The following is a 19,516-nucleotide window of genomic DNA, read 5'->3' as shown; positions in this document are numbered from 1 at the left end:
CCACAACCGTGCCGATCAGGCGACTTTCCGACGGTGCCGACCACGGCGAGGTGTACACCCGGGTGGACTCCGACGGGTAAAGTTACCGGCGTTATGCCTGACTCCTTCCCCACCTACGCCGACTGGCTGTCCGGACACCCGGACGACGTCCTCGTCGACCTGCTCTGGCGCCTGCGCGCCTTCCACCCCGGGTCCCTGGGGTCGGTCTCCGACGTGGCCGCGTTGCGACGGCTCGACGCCACCGGGCTCGCCGTCCTGCACGCCCTCGTCGCCGCCGGCGCCGACCACCGCCCGGTGGAACTGGAGGAGGTCACCGCGACCCTGGCACAGCTGTGGGACGACGCCGGCACCGACCCCGACCACCGCGCCGACACCCCCACCGTCCAGGCGACACTGCACACCCTGGCCACCTGGGGGCTGGTCTTCGGCCCGGCACTGACGGTGTCCCCCCAGGCCCCGGACACCCCGCCCGGGCCGGTGAAGGTGCCCGTGCACCTGCCCCCGCTGTTCTCCGCGACCACCGACCTGCCCTGGGTCCTGGTCGACGGGTACCGGTGCCCGATCCCCACCGACCAGCTGCCGGCGGTCCTCGACGCCCTGCCGACCCGTCAGCGTCGCCTCCTCGACACCCTCGAGCTCTCCGGCGGGATCGGGCACTCCGCCACCCTCGACGACCCGGACCGTCCCCTGGCCCGGATGATCTCCGCCGGCCTGCTGGACCGCGTCGACTCGCAGACCGCACGCCTGTCGCCCCGGGTGTCGGCCTGCATCGCCGGACGCGTCGTCCCCCGTCCCGGCGGTGACTTCAGCCCGCGGGAGGACCCCGCCCACCCCGACACGCACCCTGACGCCCGCACCGACGCCACCGCGGTGGCGCGGGTCGTCGAGACCGCCCGGCTCGTCGCCGACGTCCTGGAACAGGTCGGGAACACCCCCGTGCGGCCGCTCAACGCCGGCGGCGTCGGGGTCCGCGAGATCGCCCGGCTGGCCAAGGCACTGGCCCTCGACGCCGCCGTGGTCAGCGACACCCTCGTCCTGTGCCGCCACGCCGACCTCATCGCCGTCGGCCTGCCCGTCCCCGCCCCCCGCGACGTCGTCGGCGACGGTGACTTCTGGTGCCTGAGCGAACGCGGCGCCACCTACCTGTCGGCGCCGCTGTCACGGCGCTGGGCGATGCTCCTCGACGGATGGCGCCACAGCCCGCACGCCCCGTGGCTGGCCGGAGGCACAGGGGGCACCGGAGGCACAGGGGACACCCGGGACACCGGCGCCACGGCCGGCGCGCACCTGCTGCAGGACTCCCTCGACGTCCCCGGGGCCGCCGCACTGCGCGGTGTCGTCGCCGCGGGCGGACGGGTCATGACGGCGGAGGAACTCTGGCGGGCCCGTCCGTCCGTCGCGGCGGTGACCCCCGTCGCCGCCGTCGACAGCGTCCACGACGAGGGCGTGATCCTGGGCCTGTCGGCGGACGGGGAGGCGTCGTCGGCCGCCCTCGCACTGGCCGCCGTCGCCGCCGACGGGGACGACTCCGACAACTCCTCCGCCGAGGACCGGCTCACCGCGGCCCTCGCCGACGTCCTGCCGCCCCCGGTCGGCATGCTGATCATCCAGGGCGACATGACGATCCTCGCCCCCGGCCTCCTCGACGCCGACACCGAGGCCCGGCTGCGCACCTTCGCCGACGTGGAGTCCACCGGCATGGCCAGCGTATGGCGGGTGACCAGGGAGAGCATGCAACGCGCCGTGGAGTACGGGGAGACCGCCGAGGGCATCGAGGACTTCCTCGCCGGCATGGCCCCCGACGTCCCCCAGTCCCTCTGGTACCTCGTCCAGGACACCTTCCGCACCCACCGTCCCGACGCCCCCGTCATCGGCAGCACCGCCGCCAGCGTCCTGACCGCACCCGACGAGAAGTCGATGGCCGCGATCATGGACACCGAAGCGGCGGAGAACACCGGCCTGCGACTGCTCTCCCCCACCGTGGCCGCCAGCTCCGTGCAGCTGTCGCTGATCGTCGAGGCACTCGAGGACGAGGGGGTGACCGTCAACGTCGACGGCGGCGGCACCGGACGCGCCACCGCCGCACCGGTGTTCTCCACCGTCCCTGACCCGCAGCGCGCCGTCACGTCCTTCCCCCAGGTCGCCGACCAGCTCGCCGGGGCGGTGGAGGGGTTCCGCCGCACCCGCCAGAACGAGGACGAGGACGCCGGCCACAGCGGGGACACCACCCGGGTCAACGACCCGCGCGCCATCATGGCCGCCCTGCGCCACGCCTACGACGCCGGCACCCCGGTGGAGATCAGCTACGTCGACGCCACCGGATCCGCCGTGCACGAGTGGATCTCGGTGGTCACCATGAGCCCGGTGTCGATCATCGGCGTCACCGAGGCCGGGGGCCAGTCGCTGCACATCCAGCCGCACCGGGTGGCCTGGGTCGCCACACCGGTGCAGACCACGGACAGCTGACGGACACCTGACGTCCACGCCGGCACCGCGTAGAATGGCCTGGTTGCACCAACGGCAACGCACACCTGCCCCAACCCCTGTGAGGAGGCATCCGTGGGACTCGGTGACGGCCCGCTGATCGTCCAGTCGGACAAGACCGTACTGCTGGAGACCGGGCACGCCCAGGCGCAGGAGGCCCGTACCGCGCTGGCCCCCTTCGCGGAACTGGAACGCGCGCCCGAACACGTCCACACCTACCGGATCACCCCGCTGGCCCTGTGGAACGCCCGCGCCGCCGGGCACGACGCCGAACAGGTCGTGCACGTCCTGGAGACCTACTCCCGGTTCCCCGTCCCCCAGCCGCTGCTGGTCGACGTCGCCGAGACCATGGAACGCTACGGACGGCTCACCCTCGCCAGCCACCCCGCCCACGGGCTGGTGCTGGAGTCGACCGACCGCGCGGTGCTCGCCGAGATCCGCCGGCACAAGAAGATCCGCCCCATGCTCGGCGAGGAGATCGACGAGGACACCCTCGTCGTCCACCCCTCCGAACGAGGACGGCTGAAGCAGGAACTCGTCAAGGTCGGCTGGCCCGCCGAGGACCTCGCCGGATACGTCGACGGCGAGGCGCACCCGATCTCCCTGTCCACCGAGCAGGAGGACTGGCAGCTGCGTGACTACCAGGAGATGGCCGCCGAGTCCTTCTGGGCCGGCGGGTCCGGCGTGGTCGTGCTGCCCTGCGGCGCGGGCAAGACGATGGTCGGCGCGGCGTCCATGGCGAAATCCCGGACCACCACGCTGATCCTGGTGACCAACACCGTCGCCGGACGGCAGTGGAAGGACGAGCTCATCCGCCGCACCTCCCTCACCGAGGACGAGATCGGCGAGTACTCCGGCGAGAAGAAGGAGATCCGCCCGGTCACCATCGCCACCTACCAGGTGGTCACCCGCAAGACGAAGGGCGAGTTCCGTGCCCTGGAGCTCTTCGACTCCCGCGACTGGGGACTGATCATCTACGACGAGGTCCACCTGCTGCCCGCGCCGGTGTTCCGGATGACCAGCGACCTGCAGTCGCGCCGTCGCCTGGGCCTGACCGCCACCCTGGTGCGCGAGGACGGCCGGGAGGACGACGTCTTCAGCCTCATCGGCCCGAAGCGCTACGACGCCCCCTGGAAGGACATCGAGGCCCAGGGCTGGATCGCCCCCGCCGACTGCACCGAGGTCCGCGTCCAGCTCACCGAGTCCGAACGCATGGTGTACGCCACCGCCGAGCAGAACGAGAAGTACCGGCTCGCGGCGTGCTCACCGACCAAGAACCGGATCGTCCGTCGGATCCTCGACCAACACCCCGACGAGCCGAAGCTGGTCATCGGCGCCTACATCGACCAGCTCGAGGAGCTCGGCGAGGAGCTCGACGCCCCGGTGATCGACGGGCGCACCACCACCCACCGGCGCGAAGAGCTCTACGACGCCTTCCGCTCCGGCGAGCTGCGCGTACTGATCGTGTCAAAGGTGGCGAACTTCTCCATCGACCTGCCCGGCGCCTCCGTCGCCGTCCAGGTGTCCGGCACCTTCGGGTCCCGGCAGGAGGAGGCCCAGCGGCTGGGACGGATCCTGCGTCCCAAGCCCGACGGCGGCCCCGCCTACTTCTACTCCGTCATCGCCCGGGACACCCTCGACGCCGACTACGCCGCGCACCGCCAGCGGTTCCTGGCCGAGCAGGGGTACGGCTACCGGATCATCGACTCGGTCGATCTGTAGCCCGACCTGTCAGCCTGTAGGATTGTCCGGCGTGATCCCGTTCAACTTCACCGTCGACGAGCCCTTCGCCCGCAAACACAACGAGTTCTTCCGTGACTCCCGCCGGTTCCAGTGGTCGGCCGGGCTGATGGGCGCGACGATGGTCGCCGCCGCCGTGGTCCTGTTCGTGGTCGTCGACGCCGGCTGGGCGGTGATCGTCGGCATCGCCGCGTCGATCATGGCGCTGATCTGCTTCATCATGGTCCCGGTGTTCCCCCGCCAGCTCGGCTCGCCGCAGCAGTACTACGACAGCTACGACCTGGCGCCCACCGTGATCGCCCAGGTCAACCCGCGTGACGTGGTCCTGATGGCGCTGGTGGACACCGCTGCCACCGGCACCGCGTCGTCCCGTCCGGCCCTGGCCCTACGCACGGTGACCTCCATCCCCGGTGTGGAGCGGACCGTCGGCGAGCGGGTGCCGTCCATGGCGGTCACCGGGATGCGCTCGGTGGGTCACCAGGACCACTGGGAACAGATCTCGCCGATGCCGGTGGCGTGGGGGACGCAGGACCGGTCCGTGATCGCCGCCGCGGAGAAGGCGGTCCCCGAGGCGGAATGGGCGCGGCTGGAGTCGCTGATCGACCGGCTGCAGGACGTCCAGAAGACCCGTAACCTGCTGCTCGAGCTGGACTGAGGGTGGGGGTGGCGGCGGCCGGCTGGCGGCCAGCCGGCGGCCGGTTGATCATCGCACCCCGTCAATTCCTTAACGATCTACGACCTGGGGTTTTCCTAGGGTAATCGCCTTATGGGGTCCGATTGTTGCGGCGCCGGCACAGGGCGATCCCCTCGGCGACCGTGCACTCCAGCAGATCGGGGTCCCGCAGGTGCCCGTACGTCAGCCGCAGCACATGCCACCCCAGGTTCGCCAGCGCCGCGGTCACCCGGGAGTCCCGGTCACGCCGACCACGCTCCAGATGCCCCGCGCCGTCGTACTGCAGCGCCAGCTTCAACGTCGGCGACCCGAGATCCACCCGCGCCACCACCCCGGGCCCCGCCACCTGCGGGGAATGCACCGGATCAGCCACCGACCCGTCCCGGTGGATCACCAGCTGGGAGATGAAGTCCCCGCCGAACATCCGCGCCACCTGCAGGCGCATCACCGACTCCATCGGCGACTCCGCACCCCGGTCGGCCATCGCCGCGATCCGGGCCAGGTCCCGCTGGGAGTACTGGTCCCCGCAGGCCCCGACGAACGCGGACGGGTCGCAACCGAACAGGTCACAGGCGGCGTCGACGAACTGCACCGCCCGCACCGTCCGGTCGTCGAGCCCCGTCCCCGGGGGAACAGCCCAGACGTGGTCACCGGCACGGAGGGAACGCAGGCAGTGCGCGACGGTGAGCGCCGGCGGGGTGACACACAGCTCCGGCATCTCCCGGTCCACCCGAGACCGGGGACGCACCGAGGCCAGCGTCCCCTCCCGGCGGTACCTCGACACCTCCCGGGTCGTCGTGGCCGACCTGCGCCGCCCACCCGAGAGCACGCAGGTGTCCGCGTCGTCGCAGAAGTAGGCCATCCCCCAGACCCGGGCGGCACTCCAGCTGTGGGCGGTCCAGTCCGGACGCCGCGTCACGGCCATCCGGATCCGGGTCAGCGCGTCGAGCTCGTAGCCCAGACCCCGGGGATGGTCGGCGGCACCCCACCTCACCTGCTCCGGTGAGCGCAGCGCCCCGTTGGGCACCCACAGGTCACCGACCTGCGTGAAGTCGTCCTCGATACTCCTGCCACCGCGCATGCCCCGTCGGCGTCGTTCGATGTTCCCCCTGGTGTCCGGCCGCCACAACGGCCGGTGGTCGACCCGCCCGTGCAGCCTGCCGATGATCTCGTCGTCGAGCCTGATCCCCCGGTACGCCATGTCCGTGCCCCCGTGTGTGTCCCTGTATGTGTCCCCGTCCACCCCCGTGGACTGCACACCAGGGTAGCCGGTCCGGCGACGCCGCCTCCGTACCCGGGCTCAATCGCACCCCATCAGTAGCTGCTCCATATCTGACCAGGCACGATGCAGGCGTCAGCATCTTATGGAGTGCGATCACCGCCGGACTCCGCCACGCTTCCGCTACCCTGGACTTTGTTGAACAATCCCCGTCCCCGTCCCGTCCCCCACCCGGCGCGAGAAACGGAGTCCCCGATGACCACCATCGACCTGAACGCCGACCTCGGTGAGACCACCGACGGCATCGCCGTCGCCGACGACCCCGCCATGATCGCCCTGGTCTCCAGCGCCAACGTCGCCACCGGGTTCCACGCCGGCGACCCGCACCACATCGCCGCCACGGTCCGCGCCGCCGCGGAACGCGGGGTCACCGTCGGGGCGCACATCGGCTACCGGGACCCGGGGAACTTCGGACGCACCGCCGTCGACATCGACCCCGCCCGCCTCGCCGACGAGACCCTGTACCAGATCGGCGCCCTCGACGCGCTGGCCCGGGCACACGGCACGAAGGTCAGCTACGTCAAGCCCCACGGCGCGCTGTACAACACCATCGTCCACGACGCCGCCCAGGCCGGCGCGGTCGTCGACGGGGTCCGCGCCTTCGGCGACCTGCCGCTGATGCTGCTGCCCGGCGGAGTGGCCGTCGACCTCGCCGAGAAGAAGGGGCTCCGGGTGGTCAAGGAGGCCTTCGCCGACCGGAACTACACCCCCGGGGGCACCCTCGTGCCCAGGACGGACGACGACGCGGTCATCCGGGACCCGGCTGCCGTCGCCGCCCGCGTCCTGCAGGTCGCCACGACCGGGGCGGTGACCGCCGTCGACGGCACGGTCCTGCGGGTCGACGCGGAGTCGGTGTGCGTCCACGGCGACTCCCCCGGCGCGGTGGAGCTGACCCGGGCGGTCGTCGCGCGGCTCCGCGCCGAGCGGGTCGGGATCAGGGGTTTCCTGTGACTGCCCCGGTAACGGCCCCGCTGATCCACCGTGTGGGCACCCGTGCCCTGCTGGTCGACCTGCCGGACCTGCCGACGGCGATGGCGTGGCACCGTCGTCTGACCGACGTGCCGCTCGACGGTCAGCGGGACGTCGTCGCCGCCGCACGGACGGTGCTCCTCGTCCTCGACTCCCCCTCGGCGGTGCGCGCGGCCATGGAGCTGCTGCGCACCGCCGACCCCACCGCCACCTCCAGCGATCCGGTGACCGGGACGGCACGGACCGTCACCGTCGACGTCGTCTACGACGGCCCGGACCTGGGGACCGTCGCCGAGCTGCTCGGCACCACCGTCAACGGGGTCGTCCGGCACCACACCTCGACGACGTGGACCGGGGCCTTCGGCGGATTCGCCCCCGGGTTCACCTACTGCGTGGGGAGGGACGTGCCGTCCGTCGCCCGCCGGGACACGCCCCGCACCGCCGTCCCGGCCGGCGCGGTCGGCCTGGCGGGTGAGTTCTCCGCGGTGTACCCCCGCAGGTCACCGGGCGGATGGCAGGTGATCGGCACCTCGGCCACCCCGGTGTGGGACCCGTCGGCCGACGAGCCAGCGATGATCCGCCCCGGCGACCGCGTGGTGTACCGGGCGGTACGCCAGCGGGTGGAGGTCTGTCCGGCTGCACCGTCGGCACCGTCAGCACCGTCGGCACCGTCCCCCGTCGCGGCGTCGCAGGACGCCCCGGCCCTGACCCTGACCGACACGGGCCTGCTCACGCTCGTGCAGGACGCCGGCCGCCCGGGACACGGCGGGTTGGGGGTCACCCCGTCCGGGGCGGCGGACATGGCGTCGGCGCAGGTGGCCAACGACGTGGTGGGCAACCCTCCCGGCGCGGCCGTGCTGGAGAACATCGGCGGGCTGTCGTTGACCGTGGACGGCGGCGGGGACGCTGGGGACGGCGGCGCCGATGCCGTCGTCGCGGTCACCGGCGCGGTGGCACCGGTGACCGTGGACGGGCGGGCCTGCGGGCTGGCCCGTCCCCTGCTGCTCACCGCAGGGTCCACCGTGACGGTCGGGCCCGCCGCCACCGGGCTGCGCAGCTATGTCGCGGTCCGCGGCGGGATCCGGTGCGACGGGGAGGTCCTGGGGTCGGTGTCCACCGACATCCTCTCCGGACTCGGCCCACGCCCCCTGTCCCCCGGCGACCCCGTCGTCGCCGGTGACGCCCCACTCCGCCCGACCCGTACAGGCACCAACCCGCTGCGCGTCCCGGACGTGCTCCGGGTCGTCGCCGGCCCGCGGGACACCTGGTTCACCGACGGGGTGGCGGCACTCACCGGCCGGGAGTGGACGGTGAGCCCGTCCTCGGACCGGGTGGGAGTGCGACTGTCCGGCCCGACGGTACGCCGCTGCGCCAACCGGGACGGGCAGGAGCTGCCGAGCGAGGGGATGGTCGCCGGCAGCGTCCAGGTCGCCCCGGACGGCCACCCCGTGCTGTTCCTCCGGGACCACGCCGTGACCGGCGGATACCCCGTCATCGCCACCGTCATCACCGAGGACCTCGACGCCGCCGCCCAACTGGCGCCCGGCGCCACGGTCAGATTCGAGGAGTACCAGTGACCACCGTCCCAGCCCTGTCCTCCGTCCTCGTCGCCAACCGCGGCGAGATCGCGGTGCGTGTCGCCCGCGCCGCCCACGACCTGGGTCTCCGCACCGTCGCGGTGTACACCGACGCCGATGTGGGCGCCCTGCACGCCGGGATCGCCGACGAGGCCCACGCGGTGCCCTCCTACCTGGACATCGACGCCCTGGTCGACGTGGCCGTGCGCGCCGGGGTGGACTGCGTGCACCCCGGCTACGGGTTCCTGTCGGAGAACGCCGGCTTCGCCCGGGCCGTCCGGGACGCCGGGCTGGTGTGGGTCGGCCCCTCCCCGGAGACGATCGAGACCCTCGGCGACAAGATGGCCGCGCGCCGGTTGGCGGAGCAGGCCGGCGCTCCCCTGGCCCCGGGCACCTCCGAGCCCCTGACCTCCTGGGAACAGGCCCGTGACTTCGCCAAGGAACACGGCCTGCCGATCGCGGTCAAGGCCGCTTTCGGTGGCGGTGGACGTGGACTGAAGGTCGTCACCGAGGACGACGGGATCGCGGCGGTCGAGGGCGCCTTCGCCGCGGCCGGCAGGGAGTCACAGGAGGCGTTCGGCCGTGCCGAGTGCTTCGTGGAGAAGTTCCTCACCCGCCCCCGGCACGTCGAGGCGCAGGTGCTGGCGGACACCCACGGCGCGGTCGCGGTGGTCGGCACGCGGGACTGCTCCACCCAGCGTCGCTTCCAGAAGCTGGTGGAGGAGGCGCCCGCCCCGTTCCTCACCGGGGAGCAGCACCGGCTGATCGTCGACGGTGCCCGCGCGATCTGCCAGGCCGCCGGCTACGTCGGCGCCGGGACGGTGGAGTTCATCGTCGCCGAGGACGGCACCGTGTCCTTCCTGGAGGTCAACACGCGTCTGCAGGTGGAGCACCCGGTGACCGAGGCGGTGACCGGCGTCGACCTCGTCCACGAGCAGTTCCGCATCGCCGCCGGGGAACACCTGACCGTCGAGGCGGACGCGGACCCCGTCACGCACGGCCATGCCGTGGAGTTCCGGATCAACGCCGAGGACGTCGCCCACGGTTTCGCCCCGTGCCCGGGCACGGTGACCCGTTTCGAGGCCCCGACGGGCCCGGGGATCCGGGTGGACAGCGGTGTGCGCTCCGGGTCGACGGTCCCGGGGTCCTACGACTCGCTGCTGGCGAAACTCGTCGTCTGGGGGCCGGACCGGGCGACCGCACTGCGGCGGGCCCGCGCCGCCCTCGACGAGTTCCGCATCGAGGGGGTGCGCACCGTGCTGCCGTTCCACCGCGACATCGTGCGTGAGCCGGCGTGGACCGCGCCCGACGGTGCGGTGGACTTCCGCATGTGCACCGACTGGGTCGACCGCGAGTACGTGCCGGGCGCCCACACCGTGTCCCCCGAGGTGTCCTTCGAGGACGTCTACGCCGACCGGACGACGCTCGCCGTGGAGATCGACGGGACGCTGCGCCACGTGCTGGTGCCGTCGGTGCTGCTGCAGGGCGGCGGGACTGACAGCCGCGGCGGGACCGACGGTGACGGCAGCGCGACGACCTCCGACCCCGACCCCGGCGCCGTCGCCGCGCCGTTCGCCGGCACGCTGGTCGAGTGGACGGTGCAGGACGGCGACGCCGTGGTCGCGGGTCAGACGGTCGCCACCGTCGAGGCGATGAAGATGGAGTCGCCGGTCACCGCTCCGACCGACGGCACCGTCCGGCTGCACACCGAGGCCGGGGCCGTCGTCGCCCGCGGAGACGTGATCGCCCGGGTCACGCCGTGACGAGTTGCGCGGGGGTGTCCCCGACCCACGGCAGACAGCGGTAAGCGCCGTCCCATCTGACTGCGGCGACCTCCGGCTGCAGTCCCTCTTCGGCATGCATTCCGACGGCATGTTTCCATCCTCTTATGCAGGCGGAGTCTGCGTGGTCCCGGCGTGACATTGCGGGGGCTCCATCCTTCACCCATCGCCTGAGAATAATCTGAGTAGCATGCCGTGACGTGCAACGACTCAACCCCCGACCCCCGGTGATTTCAACGCTTGATCCACTGTTTTCACCCCGGTTCCATGAGAAGAACCCTCCGCCACAGAAAAGGAGCGTCGTTCTCCATGACAAATCCGGACACTGGCGTCCAGGCGACACCGCCGACCCCGTCAACACAGACAACACAGACCCTCAGGCCGCGCACCACCGCGGTCCTCCTGCTCGCCGCAGTCCTCCCGTTGATCGACTCCAGCCTGGTCAACGTCCTGCTCCCGGCGATCGGACACGACCTCGGCGCCCCGGAGAGCTCCGCACAGCTCGGCGTCTCCGGCTACATGCTCGCCGCCACCGCCGGCATCGTCGTCTCCACGACGTGCATGCGTCGCTACGGCGCCCGGAACGTCTGGATCGGCTCTGTCCTGGGATTCGGCCTGGCCTCCGCGCTCGTCGGCGCCAGCGCGACGCTCCCGGTCTTCGTCGCCGCCCGTGCTCTGCAGGGCGCCGCCTGCGGCTTCATCATGCCTGCGGTCCAACAGATCGCCGCGGACGTCGTGGGACGCGAGGGGATGCGGGCAGCGTTGGCGACCATCGGACTGCCGGCGGTCCTCGCCCCCGCCTTCGGACCGTTGCTCGGAGGCGTCCTCGTGGACGCAGTGGGGTGGCGCGTGTTGTTCCTGGTCAACGTACCGGTCGCCGTGATCTCGCTGCTTCTGGCCCGGGGCGTGCTACCGCCGGGCACCGGCACACGGGCACCGTTGGGGTTGGGACAGGCGCTGCCGGGTGTTCTCGGCATGGTCGGCGTGCTCTGGGCCGTCAGCTCACTGGGCACGGGATCCACGGGAATGATCCTCCTCACCGTGGTGACGGCCGTCGGCCTGCTTGTCGTGTTCTGTCTGGCCGATCTGCGCTCCGCGGCGCCCGTGCTGGATGTGTCGCTCTACCGCGGACGTGCGTTCACCACGGTGATGCTCCTGAGCCTGATCGTGGGAGCGGTGTTCTACGGCACCCTGCTGTCGACCTCGTTGCACGTGCAGGCCGGGCTGGGCCGACCGGCGTGGGTCGCCGGTGTCCTGCTGGGCGTTCAGGGCCTGGGCGCGTGGGCGGCCCGCAGCCTGGTCAAAGGGCCGTTGGCGTCCGCGGACGCGTTCCCCGTCATCGGGGCCGGCCTGCTGATGACCGCAGTGGGGACACTCGGTGTCCAGGCCGTGACGTCATGGGGCACGGGCGCGGTAACCGTGGCAACCGTCAGTTGCCTTGTCCGTGGCCTGGGCATCGGGGCCTGCACCCTGCTGACGCTCTCGGCCGCCTACGACGTCGTCGAGGACGCACAGGCGCCGGCCGTCGGTGCACACACCCGTCTGATGCTCCAGATCGGCGGAGCATTCGGCACCGCCATAGTCGGTGTGTGGGCAGGGTCCGCCCTCGGCCTCGGTCTGCTGGTCGGCACCGTCGCCCTCGTCGGCGCAGCTGCTGCCGCCGGGTTGTGGCGGCTGAGGTGCCGTACGATCGACAGGTATGGATGACCCCGCCATCGTCGGTTTCCGCCTACGCCACGTCCGCGAGGAGCGGGGTATGTCACAGGCCGCACTGGCGTCCGGGATCTGCTCCGCCAGTGCGGTCTCCCGGTGGGAGTCCGGGCAGTGCGTTCCGTCCGACGAGATCATCGTCCAGCTTGCCGACCGGCTCGCACTCCCCGCCGAGGTACTCACCCGCCGGGACTTCGATTCCCGACTGCTCACCTCCGGCGACGGCTTCGGAGAGGTGGTCGAGGCCTCCTTCGACACGGGCCGAGACACTGCCGGGACCTCTCCGATGGCGTCCTGGATCTCCCGGGTACGGCAGGTGTCCCGCCATGCCGATCCGTGGACGTCCGGCCCGGATCCACGGCCGATGGTCGACGATCTCGCGGTGGATCCGCTCACCGTCTCTGTTCCGGTCTCGGTGGAGACGGTGGAGTTGCTCGACGCGATGGTCCGGGTCAAGGAAACGCAGGACCGGGAGACCGTGGATGCTCTGGCCGACACGCTTTCCTGGACCGTCGATGCCCCGGAGGTCATCCGGCGGACAGCCCTGGAGACCGTCATCGCGGTACTCGTCGGCGTCGGAATGCCCGTCGCCGCGCGAGGTGCGGCGGTCCGGACCGGCCTCCCCCGCATCACCGCGACCACCGCCGCATTGTTGACCTGGGACGGGTCCTCCGACGACGGCCTGCCGCCGGTCGCCGCAGACCGCAGCGCCCGGGACGTGGCCTTCGACGTCCTCTCCCGTCTCAGGGACATGCCCGGGGACGACCGGCAGCGGGTCGCGGCACTGGTCGCGGCCTCGTGCCCCGGCGACGGCCTCGTGAGCCTGTGGGCCGGGTGACGGGGCCGGTCCACTAGACTCCGACACCATGCGCGCCCAGACCGCCGCCCAGCAGCTCCGCCTCGCCGTGTCCGCCGGTGAGTTCGCCCCGGGCCAGAAACTCAGCGAGGTCGCCGTGGCGGACCGCTTCGGGATCTCCCGCAACACCCTGCGCGAGAGCTTCGCCATGCTCCTCGCCGACGGTGTCCTCGAGCGTATCCCGAACCGCGGCGTCTTCATCGCCTCGCCCGGCGCGGAGGACGTGCGCAGTCTCTACCTCGCCCGGGCCGTCGTCGAACCCGGGGCACTGCTGTGGGGCAGCGACCTCGACGTCGACGTCCTGCACCGGATCGTCGCCGAGGCCGAGGCGCACCGGCGCGACGGTGACCTGACGGCGACGGCGGCGGCGAACCAGGAGTTCCACCGTGCTGTAGTCGCCGCGGCGGGGTCGGAGCTGCTCGACGAGGAGATGGAGCGGCTGCTCGCCCGGATGCGGCTGGTGTTCCTGCAGGCCGAGCAGCGCGACCCCGGCTTCCACGGCGGATTCGTCGCGGTCAACCGGGCCGTCGTGACCCTGCTGCAGGCCGGCGAACGGCAGGATGCGGCGACCCGCCTGCGCGACTCCCTGCTGCAGACCCGGGAGACGCTCGCCGCCCTCATCGGGTGAGAACCCCCCCCCCGTCAAAGGTCCGCGGCGTCGCCGGTCTCCAGGAACCTCAGCACCCAGTCCCGGTACCCCGCGGCGTCGAGCCCGTTGTCCGCCAGCCAGGTGTCCGAGTAGTACTTGTCGAGGTAGCGTTCCCCCGAGTCGCAGATCAGGGAGACCACGCTGCCCTGCTCCCCGGCGTCCACCATCTCGGCGACGAGGCGCAGTGCCGCCCACAGCCCGGTCCCGGTGGACCCTCCGGCCCGGACACCGGTCGTCCGCTCCAGTGCGTGGACCGCGCCGATGGCCGCGGCGTCGGGCACCGCCATCATCCGGTCGACGACGCTCCCGGTGAAGCTGGGCTCCACCCGCTGGCGTCCGATGCCCTCGATCCGCGACGGCGCCCCGGTGGTCACGTCCGGGTCGCCGGCCTCCCACCCCGGCTGGAACGCGGAGTTCTCCGGGTCGGCGACGCACAGGCCGGTCATCCGTCCGGTGTAGCGGACGTAGCGTCCCAGGGTCGAGGACGTCCCGCCGGTGCCGGCGGTGGCCACGATCCACGTCGGCTCGGGGTGGCGTTCCATCGCCATCTGCCGGAACACCGACTCGGCGATGTTGTTGTTCCCCCGCCAGTCCGTCGCCCGCTCGGCGTAGGTGAACTGGTCCATGTAGTGCCCGCCGCTGCGCCGCGCGATGTCGGCGGCGACGGCGTACACGGTGGACGGGTCGTCGACGAACCGGACCTCGGCGCCGTACGACCTGATCAGGCGGACCTTCTCCGCGCTGGTGGACGCCGCGACCACGGTGATGAACGGCACCCCGATGAGCCGGGCGAAGTACGCCTCGGAGATCGCCGTGGACCCCGACGACGCCTCGACCACCGGCGCACCTGGCCGGATCCACCCGTTGCTCAACGCGTAGAGGAACAACGAGCGGGCCAGCCGGTGCTTCAACGACCCGGTGGGGTGCGTCGACTCGTCCTTGAGGTACAGGTCCACACCCCAGTGCTCCGGGAGGGGCACCGACAGCAGGTGGGTGTCGGCGGACCGGCACTGGTCCGCCTGCACCTTCGCCACCGCGCCGGCGAGCCAGCGGCGGGCCTCCCCGTCGTACCGGTTGACGTCACGCATGTCCACCCCCGCTACCGCCGGGCCAACCACGCCGCGTCGTCGCCGACCCGGCGCCGCCACACGTCCGGCGCCCCGATCAGGTGCTCCGACAGGTAGGCGCGGAACAGGTGGTCCGGCGCGCAGGAGGTGAAGAACTCCTGCACCTGCGCCGCCGGGGTGCCGCGGGAGTCCTCGGACGCCACCGACACCAGGGTGGGCACCTGTGCCAGCGCCGGGGGTGCGGCCAGCAGGTCGTCGCCGATGCGCGGGGTCATGGCCAGCAGGAAGTCCGCCTCCTCGACGACGTCGCGGGCCAGCCCGAACCCGGACCCGAAGGTCACCAGCCCGGTGCGCTGGTCCGGACGGTCCCAGCCGCGTACCTCGGCGAACGCCGCGGCGACGGCGTCGCGCGTCCGCTGCGGGGACGCGTCCTGCCCGTACGCGGGCAGCGGGTAGAGCAGGTCCACCACCGTCACCCCGGACTTCTCCGCCAGCGCGGCGAACAGCGGCAGCCAGAGCTGGTCGTGGGACTCGGCGTCACCGAACCAGCCGGGGCCGCCGTGCAGGCTCACCGCCACCGCCCCGGTCGGCTCACTGGGAGTCAGGACGGTCCCCGGCACCCCGGCGACGGTCACCGGCTCGGCCGACGGCCCGGTCTTCAGGAACGCCGAGGTGGGCATGGCGTGGTCCAGGCCCGCGCCGAGGACCAGCAGGCTGCAGTGGGTGATCAGGTCCGGCACCCGCGCCCACAGCCGTTCGGTGCGGTCCTTGAGCTCGGCGGTGACCCCGTCCGGCGAGTCGGCCGCCTCGTCGGTGGTCAGCGACCGGAAGATCTCCGGGTAGCTGTCCTCGAAGAAGGTCAGCAGCTGGGTGAGCTGCTCGCGGGGGCTGATGCCGTCCCGGCCCGCCTGGACGTCCACCGGGTGGCCTTTCGGCAGGGTGGCGGGGTCGGTCTGCTCCAGGGGGACGGTCTCGTCCGGGTCCGCCCCGGTCGCGGTTATCGGCTGAATGCTCATGACCCCATACTATGGCTGCATGGCATCCGAGTATCACAGCCCCACCCACGTCCCGGTGCGCCCGGTGCGCCCGGCGTCCCGCGTCGCCGGAGTCGGCCCCACGGTCTTCGCCACCATCACCGCCGAGGCGGTACGCACCGGTGCAGCGAACCTCGGCCAGGGCTTCCCCGACGAGGACGGCCCGGCGGAGATGCTGCGGCGCGCCGCCGCGGAGATCACCGGCGGCAACAACCAGTACGGCCCCGGGCGCGGCCTGCCCGAGCTCCGCGTCGCGGTGGCGGACGACCGGCGCCGCCGGCTCGGGCACGACGTGGACCCGCAGGACGTGCTGGTCACCGTCGGTGCGACCGAAGGCATCGCCGCCGCCGTCCTCGGCCTGGTCGACCGGGGCCGGGAGGTCGTGGTGCTGGAACCCACCTACGACGCCTACTCCGCGGCGATCGGGCTGGCCGAGGCCGTCGCCCGGCCCGTCCGCCTGCTGCTGGACGGCGGACGCTGGCACCTGGACCGGGAACGCTTCACCGCCGCGGTGGCGGACGGGCCGGCGGCGGTGATCCTCAACTCGCCGCACAACCCCACCGGCACCGTCCTGGGGCGTGCGGACCTGGAGTTCATCGCCGACACCGTGCGCGGCACCGAGGTGGTCGTCATCAGCGACGAAGTCTACGAGCGCCTCGCCTTCGACCGCCCCCACACCGCGTTCGCCACCCTGCCGGGGATGGCGTCGCGGACGGTGACGCTGTCCAGCGCCGCGAAGTCCTTCAACGTCACCGGCTGGAAGACCGGGTGGGCGATCGCGCCGCCGCCCCTGCTGGACGCGGTCACCGCGGCCAAGCAGTTCCTCAGCTACGTCGGGGTCACCCCGTTGCAGCCGGCGGTGGCGTGGGCCCTCGACAACGCCGACGACTGGAGCGACGCCTGGGGCCGCACGCTGCGCGACCGGCGTGACCGGCTCGCGGACGTCCTGCGCGCCACCGGCCAGGACGTCCTGCACAGCGACGGCACCTACTTCCTGGTCAGCGACATCGCCCCGCTGGGTCTCGGCCTGAGCGCCGCGGAGTTCTGCCGGGCGCTCCCGGAGGCCGTCGGGGTCGCGGCGATCCCGGTGAGCAGCTTCGTCACCGGGGAGGACGCGGGGACCGGCACCCTCGTACGCTGGACGTTCTGCAAGGACGACGCGACGCTCGACCTGGCCGCACAACGGCTGCGCTCCGCCGACTGGACGCGCCTGCAGCAGATCGTTCACTGAACACTACGATGGTGCCTATGACTCACATCCGCACCACACATGTTGGTTCCCTCCCCCGCACCCCGGAACTGCTGGCGGCCAACCACCGCAGAAGTACCGGCGACATCAGCCAGGAGGAGTTCCTCGGCATCCTCCAGGACGGTGTCGACAAGGTCGTCCGCCGCCAGGTCGATCTCGGCCTCGACATCATCAACGAAGGCGAGTACGGCCACGTCACCTCCGGCGCGGTGGACTACGGCGCCTGGTGGAACTACATCTTCTCCCGCCTCAGCGGGCTCACCATGACCGACACCGACCGGTGGGCCAACGCCGAGAAGGTCCGCTCCACCCCCGGCAACATCCGCCTGACCTCCTTCCCCGACCGTCGCGACCGCGCCGCCTTCGCCGCCGCCTACGACGACCCGGAGTCCGGCATCTTCACCGGCCGCGCCAAGGTCGGCAACCCGAAGTTCACCGGTGAGATCGGCTACATCGGCGCCGAACAGGTCGACGCCGACGTCCGCCTGCTCACCCACGCCCTGTCCGCCGCCGACAAGACCGCCGCCGACGGCTTCATCGCCGCGATCTCCCCCGGCTCCGCCGCCCGCCTGACCGACGAGTACTACGGCGACGACACCGCCCTGGTCAACGCCTGCGCCGACGCCCTGCACCACGAGTACAAGGCCATCACCGACGCCGGACTCACCGTCCAGATCGACGCCCCGGACCTCGCCGAGGCCTGGGACCAGATCAACCCGGAGCCCTCGGTCGCCGACTACCAGGCGTGGATCCGCATCCGCATCGACGCCATCAACCGGGCGCTGGCCGGCCTGCCGAAGGAGCAGACCCGCCTGCACATCTGCTGGGGCTCTTGGCACGGCCCGCACACCACCGACATCCCCCTGGCCGACATCGTCGACGAGATCCTCCGCGCCGAGGTCGGCGGCTTCTCCTTCGAGGGTGCCAGCCCCCGCCACGCACACGAATGGCGTGTCTGGCAGGACCACCCGCTGCCCGAGAACACGCTGATCTACCCCGGTGTGGTCTGCCACTCCACCAACGTCGTGGAGCACCCGCGCACCGTCGCCGACCGGATCCTCACCTTCGCCGAGGTCGTCGGACCCGACCGCGTCGTCGCCTCCACCGACTGCGGCCTCGGCGGCCGCCTGCACGAGCAGATCGCCTGGGCGAAGCTCGAGTCGCTCGTCGAGGGCGCACGCCTGGCCAGCAAGGACCTGCTGGGCTGACGACCTGGCCGGGCGGGGCAGGGCCTGTCGCGACCCCCGGGGTCTACTCCCAGCGGGGACCACCGGCTGTGACGCCAGTGCGCCGGTGGCGACGGTGGCGCCGGTGGCGCCTGTGGCGCCAGCCTGTTCACCATCGTCGACGCCTCCCCCTGTCGCCGGCGACGACCACCGCCCCGGCTGCTGGCCGACCTGCCCATGGCCCGTTTCCCGCCTCGCCTACGCATCCGGCTACCACGCTTCACCTGCGCTGAGGCTTCCTGCGACCGGAAGTTCTTCCAGACCTCGGAAGCCCTCTGCGCCTGAGAGCCCGGGGCGTTGGTGGTTTCGATGCATGGAAACCGACAATGCCCCGGGCTCCCAGGCCGAGCCCGTCAATGCTGCCCGGCCCCACCTGGACGGAATCCAGCCCCTCGGCGTCGACCAGCACATGTGGGAACGCACCCGCAGACCCCGGGTAGCCGCATTCGAGTCTCACAGTACTGGTGGAACTGACTCCAATCGTCGACGGGCACGGACCGTGCACCGTTGATCGGCTTCCCCGGGGTGCAGTGCCGGGCTTCTGCGCGCCTCATTGGCTGAACCTGATCCGCAGTTCCGGGCCGGGGTGAAGGTCGCGAAGAGTGACAAGGCTACGCCGGCCTTCATCAAGGAGTTCAGTTCGTGAGCTCCAACGAGAGCTCGGCAGTGGCCGGGTCCGCCCGAGCAACGGAGCCAAGTTCCTCAGTGCAGCGACGGAAGTCTCACGACCGGACGGGGTTCTGGGTGATCAACCCACTTTCCTGCACGGACGCCCCGTCAGCCCCTGTCACGGAACGCATGGTGCCGAGCGGGTCCGATGAGGTGACTCTTGTGGCCCAATGACGGCGGCTGAGGGCAAGTACCGTGCGAATGTCAGATAACGGGGCCAGACGCTCGTCCTGCAGGGGATCAGGAAGCTGCAGACTACCGGTGGGAAACGCCCATAGCCGCGAAGGCCACCGATGGTGCCACTGCCCCACAATTCCTTTGCCGGGCTGCTCCGGAGTGACCGAACTCGGCCACTGCTCTCCTAGATCTCTCTATACCGGACCTCGACGAGTTGTGGGGCCTTCAGTGCCATTCCTGGCTCTGTGATGACCACCTGCGGTCGCCACCTCGCCCTCGTTGCGCTTCCGTTTGTTCCGTCGGTGGCCGACGAGGACTTCGACCAACCCATGGCACTGACCGCAATCCGCATGATCTTCACCGACCCAGTCACCGG

14 protein-coding genes are annotated in these 19,516 nt (G+C 71.7%); 11 read left to right on the top strand and 3 right to left on the bottom strand.

Annotated elements, in window-relative coordinates; all coding sequences use genetic code 11:
- The first annotated feature begins 93 nt into the window (after positions 1–93).
- The 3 genes from MUN33_RS01200 (at position 94) to MUN33_RS01190 (ending at position 4,879) form a co-directional block, all read left to right on the top strand.
- Positions 94–2,466 carry a helicase-associated domain-containing protein gene (locus tag MUN33_RS01200; protein WP_244803089.1) on the top strand — a complete coding sequence of 791 codons (2,373 nt, stop codon included), beginning with the start codon at positions 94–96 and terminating at the stop codon, positions 2,464–2,466.
- Between the two features lie 93 nt (positions 2,467–2,559).
- Positions 2,560–4,206, top strand: a complete 1,647-nt coding sequence (locus MUN33_RS01195) for a DNA repair helicase XPB (protein WP_244803088.1) — start codon at positions 2,560–2,562, stop codon at positions 4,204–4,206.
- A gap of 31 nt (positions 4,207–4,237) precedes the next feature.
- On the top strand, positions 4,238–4,879 hold the full coding sequence (locus MUN33_RS01190; RefSeq protein WP_244803087.1) for a DUF3239 domain-containing protein: 642 nt from the start codon (positions 4,238–4,240) through the stop codon (positions 4,877–4,879).
- Between the two features lie 109 nt (positions 4,880–4,988).
- Here MUN33_RS01190 and MUN33_RS01185 read toward each other — a convergent pair whose 3' ends face one another.
- Entirely contained in the window at positions 4,989–6,098 is a 1,110-nt protein-coding gene (locus tag MUN33_RS01185; RefSeq protein ID WP_244803086.1) for a putative endonuclease domain-containing protein, read from the bottom strand.
- Between the two features lie 273 nt (positions 6,099–6,371).
- Here MUN33_RS01185 and MUN33_RS01180 point away from each other — a divergent pair, with 273 nt between their 5' ends.
- The 6 genes from MUN33_RS01180 to MUN33_RS01155 all read left to right on the top strand — a co-directional run bounded on the left by MUN33_RS01180 (position 6,372) and on the right by MUN33_RS01155 (position 13,697).
- On the top strand, positions 6,372–7,127 hold the full coding sequence (locus MUN33_RS01180; protein ID WP_244803085.1) for a 5-oxoprolinase subunit PxpA: 756 nt from the start codon (positions 6,372–6,374) through the stop codon (positions 7,125–7,127).
- Positions 7,124–8,722, top strand: coding sequence for a 5-oxoprolinase subunit B/C family protein (locus MUN33_RS01175; RefSeq protein ID WP_244803084.1), 1,599 nt, complete (start codon positions 7,124–7,126; stop codon positions 8,720–8,722). The genes MUN33_RS01180 and MUN33_RS01175 overlap by 4 nt, the downstream gene beginning before the upstream one ends.
- A complete protein-coding gene (locus tag MUN33_RS01170) occupies positions 8,719–10,485 on the top strand; it encodes an acetyl/propionyl/methylcrotonyl-CoA carboxylase subunit alpha (RefSeq protein WP_244803083.1) in 1,767 nt (588 codons plus the stop codon). Before MUN33_RS01175 ends, MUN33_RS01170 begins: the two co-directional genes overlap by 4 nt.
- A gap of 327 nt (positions 10,486–10,812) precedes the next feature.
- Complete coding sequence (locus MUN33_RS01165) at positions 10,813–12,210, top strand: MFS transporter (RefSeq protein ID WP_244803082.1); 1,398 nt, start codon at positions 10,813–10,815, stop codon at positions 12,208–12,210.
- The gene (locus MUN33_RS01160) at positions 12,203–13,051 is read left to right on the top strand and encodes a helix-turn-helix domain-containing protein (protein WP_244803081.1); all 849 of its coding nucleotides are present in this window, start codon (positions 12,203–12,205) and stop codon (positions 13,049–13,051) included. Before MUN33_RS01165 ends, MUN33_RS01160 begins: the two co-directional genes overlap by 8 nt.
- 28 nt (positions 13,052–13,079) lie before the next feature.
- Positions 13,080–13,697 carry a GntR family transcriptional regulator gene (locus MUN33_RS01155; RefSeq protein WP_244803080.1) on the top strand — a complete coding sequence of 206 codons (618 nt, stop codon included), beginning with the start codon at positions 13,080–13,082 and terminating at the stop codon, positions 13,695–13,697.
- A 14-nt stretch (positions 13,698–13,711) separates the two neighbouring features.
- Here MUN33_RS01155 and MUN33_RS01150 read toward each other — a convergent pair whose 3' ends face one another.
- Together MUN33_RS01150 and MUN33_RS01145 are read right to left on the bottom strand one after the other, a co-directional pair.
- Entirely contained in the window at positions 13,712–14,806 is a 1,095-nt protein-coding gene (locus tag MUN33_RS01150; RefSeq protein ID WP_244803079.1) for a PLP-dependent cysteine synthase family protein, read from the bottom strand.
- 11 nt (positions 14,807–14,817) lie between these two features.
- Positions 14,818–15,801: an alpha/beta hydrolase family protein gene (locus MUN33_RS01145; protein ID WP_244803078.1), complete on the bottom strand. Its 984-nt coding sequence runs from the start codon at positions 15,799–15,801 to the stop codon at positions 14,818–14,820.
- A gap of 19 nt (positions 15,802–15,820) precedes the next feature.
- Between MUN33_RS01145 and MUN33_RS01140 the strand changes: the two genes are divergently transcribed.
- Positions 15,821–17,050 (top strand): aminotransferase class I/II-fold pyridoxal phosphate-dependent enzyme, encoded by a 1,230-nt coding sequence (locus MUN33_RS01140; RefSeq protein ID WP_244803077.1) that lies wholly within the window; start codon positions 15,821–15,823, stop codon positions 17,048–17,050.
- 11 nt (positions 17,051–17,061) lie between these two features.
- Entirely contained in the window at positions 17,062–18,276 is a 1,215-nt protein-coding gene (locus MUN33_RS01135; RefSeq protein ID WP_439647815.1) for a cobalamin-independent methionine synthase II family protein, read from the top strand.
- Positions 18,277–19,516: the final 1,240 nt, after the last annotated feature.

Source organism: Corynebacterium kalidii, assembly GCF_022869005.1.
GTDB lineage: Bacteria > Actinomycetota > Actinomycetes > Mycobacteriales > Mycobacteriaceae > Corynebacterium > Corynebacterium kalidii.
Note: the sequence above shows the minus strand (reverse complement) of the source record. Positions and strands in the feature narration are given on the sequence as shown.